This window comes from Pirellulales bacterium (genome assembly GCA_019694435.1).
GTDB lineage: Bacteria > Planctomycetota > Planctomycetia > Pirellulales > JAEUIK01 > JAIBBZ01.
On the sequence record JAIBBZ010000079.1, the window covers coordinates 1 to 3,883 of the forward strand.

The following is a 3,883-nucleotide window of genomic DNA, read 5'->3' on the forward strand; positions in this document are numbered from 1 at the left end:
CGATTTGCCGTTCCGATCGTCGGCAACATCAAGAATCGGCGAGTTCCGACGACGCCGGCATTATGCAACTACTTGGTTGCATGTCAAGCGGGGTGTTGCTGGGCGACGCCTATGGATGGCAGCGGCACGAGGTCGATTTTCGCACCAGGTACCTTTGGGTAGCCGTTTTGGCGCCTGAGAGGGGGCCTGTTAGAATGACCGTCGCAACCCAGCGACTATCGCGAAGGGGTATTCCACTAGAGGGCATGGTCATGCGCATCAGTCGCGAAGGCTGCCTTAGTTTTCTCGGGTTCCTGGGCTTCCTCGGCTTTGGCCAGTCGCCTTGGAGCTGGCTGTCGCTGCTCAGTCTGCTGTCGCTGTTCGCACTGTTGCCGCCGCGCAAACGGCACTCGTCGAATGCTTGAGAGGTTGCGACGATGGACCGCCACGCATTCGAACTATTGAGCAAGAATACCAGTCAATCGCGCGAGCGCTGGATCTGGAGAATCATCACAGCGGTTCACATTTCGGGAACACTGTCGCTTGCTCTTGCTCGATATGTCGAACGTTTCGGCGGAGGCTCAGCCAGCCCCATCCAGTTGTTGGCATATTGGGGTCTGGCGACTCTTTGCGTTTGTCCAGTGGCGACCCTAATCGCCACGGCGAATTGGCATTCAACCTGGCGTGTGATGGCGGCCCTATCGATCTCGGTTGGCCTCGCGATGGCTCAAGTTTTCGCGCTACTGCCGCTGATCCAGTGAGACGCTTCCCGTGACGGCACTTCAATGGCTACTGGCAATCAGCTGCGCTTCCCTCGCGGTGAGCTTCACACGGCGATTTAGTCCACCCGACTTTCGCTACACGGGCAGCGATCCCAGCTGAAAGGTATGGAACTTTGGGTGGCCGCTGGCAACTTGCATTTATGACCCGGCCGTCGACCCCGCGCTTGTGGTTGGCCCGGCAGCTTATATCTATGCCCTCGGGTTTGGAGCCGCATTGTCGCCCACCTTTTCGGTAGGCCTATTCAAGATGGTCTGCCCCGAACGAAACCAGTCAATCTGCATGAGGGATCATCTAAGGATTTAAGCTTTCACCTGGTTGTAAATGGCATTTGGACTGCTTCATAACACCTCCTTGACCGCCCCGGCCGGCGGGTCCTAAACTGGTGGGTTTGGCGCGGCGGTTCGGGCCCGGTCGGGGCCGCGGCTCTCGCGCCGCTCGCTTTTCTTTCGCACGTGAGGTTCCGCGGTGGGTGTTACCTGCGTCATCGGCTTGCAATGGGGCGACGAAGCCAAAGGCAAACTCGTCGACCTGCTCACCGAAAACCACGAAATCGTCGTCCGCTACCAAGGGGGCAGCAACGCCGGCCACACGGTCGTCACCGGCGGCCAAACCTATAAGCTGTCGCTCATTCCCAGCGGCATCCTCAGCCCTCAGGTGCAATGCGTCGTCACCGGCGGCGTCGTGCTCAACCCCGCCAGCATCCTCCAGGAAATCGACGGACTGGTCGGCCGCGGCGTCAAGGTCAGCGGCAACCTGATGCTCAGCGACCGCGCGCACGTGATCTTTCCCTGGCACATCGCCGAAGACGCCATCCTCGACAAGAGCTGTTCGAGCGGCGAGAACATCGGCACCACGATGCGCGGCATTGGTCCCTGCTATCGCGACAAGGTGGCCCGCAGCTTCGCCGTGCGGCTGGGCGACCTGTACCGCGACAACTTCCGCGAGAAGCTCGATTACATCGCCGCGGCCAAGAACACCAGCATCGGCGCGCTGATCACGCCCAACCCGTTCAACGCCGCCGAGATCACGACCGAATACCTGGGCTACGCCGAACGGCTGAAGCCCTTTGTCTGCGACACGACCTCGTACCTGCTCGACGCCGTCGAAGGCGGCAAGCGCATTCTGCTCGAAGGCGCCCAGGGCGCCCTGCTCGACGTCGACCACGGCACCTACCCGTTCGTCACCAGCAGCAACAGCTCGGGCGTGGGCGTCTCCAGTGGCTCGGGCATTCCGGGCAAGTGGATCTCGAAGGTGATCGGCGTGGTCAAGGCGTACTCGACCCGCGTCGGCGGCGGCCCCTTTCCGACCGAGCAAGACAACGAAGTCGGCCAGCACATTCGCGACCGGGGCAACGAGTACGGCACGGTCACCCGGCGCCCGCGGCGCTGCGGCTGGTTCGATGCCGTGGCCGTGCGCTATACTGCCCGCTTGAGCGGCGTGGACGCGCTGGCCGTCATGCTGCTGGACGTGCTGAGCGAGCTGCCCGAGCTGCAGATTTGCACGGCCTACGAAATCAATGGCAAGCGGGTAACCAATTTCCCCAGCCACGTTGACGATCTGCGGCACGCCGTGCCGGTGCTCGAGACGGTGCCCGGCTGGCAAAAGGACATTACCGGCGTGCGGACGATGAGCGGCCTGCCGCGCCAGGCCCGGGAGTACCTGGACCGGATCAGCAAATTGATTGGCCGGCCGGTGGAAGTGGTGTCGGTGGGGCCCGACCGCGAACAAACGATCTTTGCCGAGCGTACAGGCTGAGCGGACGCTAGAAACGAAGCACACCTTGCCCGGGGGCAGGACCGCCGTGTCCCAGATATCGACTTCGACCGCCGCAGAGCTGGACGTGCCCCGCGAGGCGCGGCCCAAGCACATCGCCATCATCATGGACGGCAACGGCCGCTGGGCGCAGCGGCAGGGTCTGCCCCGCATCGAGGGGCATCGCCGCGGCGTGGCGAGCGTGCGGCGGGTCACCGAGGAGTGTACCCGGCTCGACATCGAGCAGCTGACGCTCTACTGCCTGTCGAGCGAGAACTGGAAGCGCCCGCAGCGCGAGCTCGAATTCCTGATGCACCTGCTCGAGCAGTACATGATCGAAGAGCGGGCGACGATCATGGAGCAGAACATTCGCGTCAATGTCATCGGCCGCCGCCGCGACATTCCCGAGACCGTGCAGCGGGAAATGCAAAAGACGATCGACCTGAGCGCGTCGAACACCGGCCTGCGGCTCTGCCTGGCGATCAACTACGGTAGCCGGCTGGAGATCGTCGACGCGGTGCGGCAGATTGCCGCCGAAGTGCAAGCCGGCCGATTGGCGCCCGCCGACATCGACGAGCAGACCGTGGCCAACCACTTGTACACGGCTGGCATGGCCGACCCCGACTTGCTGATTCGCACGGCGGGCGAAATGCGGGTGAGCAACTTCTTGCTCTGGCAGATCAGCTACGCCGAAATCTGGGTCACCGAGCACTGCTGGCCCGAGTTTCGCGAAAGCGACCTGCACCAGGCAATCCGCGACTTCGCGGGGCGCGACCGCCGCTTTGGCGGTCTGAACGGCTAACCACATTCGAATAAGCCAAGGAGCGCCCTAGCTTGCTGCGCTGGCGATTGTTGCTCGGAGCCGTATTGATCGCCGCCCTGGTGGGTCTGGTGTGGCTCGATCATTCCTTGGCGATGCCCGGCGCGGTGCTATTTGGCGTGGCCCTGATGCTGACGATTCTGGCCGCGCAAGAAGTGGTTTCGCTGCTGGCTGCCGGAGGATATCGCCCGCTGGCCGGCGTGATTTACGGCGGCAGCCTGCTGGTGGTGCTCAGCAACGCCGTGCCGCTGTTCATTCGTCCGGTGAGCGACGAACATCCGCTGGAGCGGCTGGGCTGGCCGCTCTTGGCCTTTACGCTCAGCTTCATGGCGGCGCTGGCCGGCGAGATGCGCCGCTACCGGCAACCAGGCGGCGTGATCGCCAATGTCGGCCTGGCCACCTTCGGCGTGGCCTACGTGGGTCTGCTGCTGTCGTTTACCGTGCAGCTACGGATGCTCGGCGGTTCCGCCGCAGGGTTGACCGGGCTGCTGGCCCTGGTGATCGTGGTGAAGATGGGTGACACGGGCGCGTACACCGTGGGCCGGCTGA

Annotated in this window: 4 protein-coding genes; all 4 read left to right on the forward strand. The window is 63.4% G+C overall.

Features of this window, described 5'->3' with window-relative positions:
- Window positions 1–251 precede the first annotated feature (251 nt).
- Entirely contained in the window at window positions 252–404 is a 153-nt protein-coding gene (locus tag K1X74_23360) for a hypothetical protein (protein ID MBX7169290.1), read from the forward strand.
- 823 nt (window positions 405–1,227) lie between these two features.
- On the forward strand, window positions 1,228–2,517 hold the full coding sequence (locus K1X74_23365; protein ID MBX7169291.1) for an adenylosuccinate synthase: 1,290 nt from the start codon (window positions 1,228–1,230) through the stop codon (window positions 2,515–2,517).
- Window positions 2,518–2,596: 79 nt separating this feature from the next.
- Window positions 2,597–3,316, forward strand: coding sequence for an isoprenyl transferase (locus K1X74_23370; GenBank protein MBX7169292.1), 720 nt, complete (start codon window positions 2,597–2,599; stop codon window positions 3,314–3,316).
- Between the two features lie 32 nt (window positions 3,317–3,348).
- Window positions 3,349–3,883, forward strand: a 535-nt coding sequence (locus K1X74_23375) for a phosphatidate cytidylyltransferase (GenBank protein MBX7169293.1), incomplete at its 3' end; no start/stop codon positions are given.